Origin of the sequence: Iningainema tapete BLCC-T55 (genome assembly GCF_014698965.1) — a bacterium.
GTDB classification, from domain to species: Bacteria; Cyanobacteriota; Cyanobacteriia; order Cyanobacteriales; family Nostocaceae; genus Iningainema; species Iningainema tapete.
In genome coordinates, this window is the sequence record NZ_JACXAE010000096.1 from 1 (window position 1) to 1,684 (window position 1,684).

Below are 1,684 nucleotides of genomic sequence, written 5' to 3' on the forward strand. Positions count from 1 at the left end.
GTAACTTTTCACTTCCCCCTAAAAACAAGAGTCAAGAAACAGCAGGAATAGAAGGTGGAGAAAAGCCCTTACGACGTTGAGTAATAACTTGAGCAATGTATTTCCAAGGGTCAATCTTTCGGAGACGACAAGTCTCAATCACACTTAAAAGCGAACAATAAGCTAAACTACCCTCAGTTGTCCTCGTGCCATAGCTAATACGTCGCGCAATCACTGCATGTCGCAGAGCACGTTCTGCTTCATTATTGGTAGCAGGAAGTTCTGGGTTGTAGAAACAAGCAACCACCGCATCCCAATCTCTCAAAATCTCGTTTGCTAGAGCTTTTAACTTGGGATGGTCAAACCCGCTAGCCAATCGGCAGACCCGGTAAAGGCGAGCGGGGTTCGAGTCCTGTTCATCCTGATCCCCGTCGCCGTTGGCAAGTGTTTGTATCAGTTCCCTCAACTCTTCCAAAAGCCACTGCCCTAAATCCGCCGCCTCACGATCCACAACTTGCGTTAAAGCTATGGCTTTACGGATTAAATGAGCCAAACAATGTTGGCGTTTTGGGCGGGTACTATAAGCTCCGTATCCATCAGTAACTAACCACCCGAAAAAAGCATCGCTAATAATATGGAGTAGTTCTTCTTTTTTGCGACTACCGATGTGATACACAGCAATAGTACTGGTAATTGCCACCCATAACCAGCAATATTTCCCTTTCTCGTACCACGGGGTTTCATCAATATGGATAACCTGTGCCTTTTGTAGTTCCTCGATTAACTCCTCAACTACCGGAGTACAAGCAATTCCAACTTCCCGTATGCATCTGTCAAGGGTTCCAATACTTAGGGATACACCTACCCAATCAAACAAAAATTCTTTGATTTTCGGTCGCGACATTCGATAACGTACAGCCAACGAAGCGATAAACGTCGCTAGCATCGGTCCAACCAGTCCATATTCAGTTAGACGTAAATCTTTTTTCCTTCCTTCAACAACCGATACATAGCCAACACCAGGCATCGCTTTTGTGTGGTGTCCGCAGGAGCAGGTTGCACAGTAGTAATGATGCAGTTGGCAAACTACCTCGATACCAGAGTCTTTTTTCTCTAATTCGAGTACGTAGTAACCTGTGTGTGGTTTTGCGTTTGAGTCTATTTCTAATTTGCTATTGCACGCCGCACATGTTTCTGGATAATGAGGGATGGTTATGCTTGGAACTAAGGGGTCTGCTCGCCATACTCCCTTAGCTCCGATTTGCTTTCCCGGCGTTTTTTTCCCAAATCCTTTGTCTGAGTTCTCGACTTTTTTACTATCGGTTTTGCTGTGAACACGAGCGGTTGCATCTCCATCTGGAGAGTTAACTTGAACTTGTTCCGTGAGGCTTTTGACTGCTTGTGCTTGATAGGGATTATCCGATGATGGCGGTCTGGAACTATTTGTGGAATTTTGTTCTCATCTTTCTAACTGTTCGACTGCTAACGAATGCAGATTCCTTGCTACTTCGACTAACCTCTGTTTGTCTAGAGATTTGAAGTAGTCCTCATTCATTTGTGCAAGGTCTTCTTTGCTCAGTCGCTGCATTGAGTCTGATTTACCCGGACTTCCTTACATTACCATATAACGCTCACACTCGAATCATTTTTATTCTTTTACTAACTCACAAGTCATCTTGCTAATGGGGGGGGAGTGAAAAGTTAC

Annotated in this window: 2 protein-coding genes; both read right to left on the reverse strand. The window is 44.5% G+C overall.

The features are described 5' to 3' along the window. Positions 1-31 precede the first annotated feature (31 nt). Positions 32-1,240, reverse strand: coding sequence for an IS66 family transposase (gene tnpC, locus ICL16_RS31785; protein ID WP_337907165.1), 1,209 nt, complete (start codon positions 1,238-1,240; stop codon positions 32-34). Between the two features lie 198 nt (positions 1,241-1,438). Then, complete coding sequence (locus ICL16_RS46985; RefSeq protein WP_273039846.1) at positions 1,439-1,567, reverse strand: hypothetical protein; 129 nt, start codon at positions 1,565-1,567, stop codon at positions 1,439-1,441. Positions 1,568-1,684 lie beyond the last annotated feature (117 nt).

What these genes read in the sequence shown, in the direction of transcription:
- ICL16_RS46985 (WP_273039846.1), bottom strand. Translation starts at nt 1,567, where the DNA reads ATGCAGCGACTGAGCAAAGAAGACCTTGCACAAATGAATGAGGACTAC.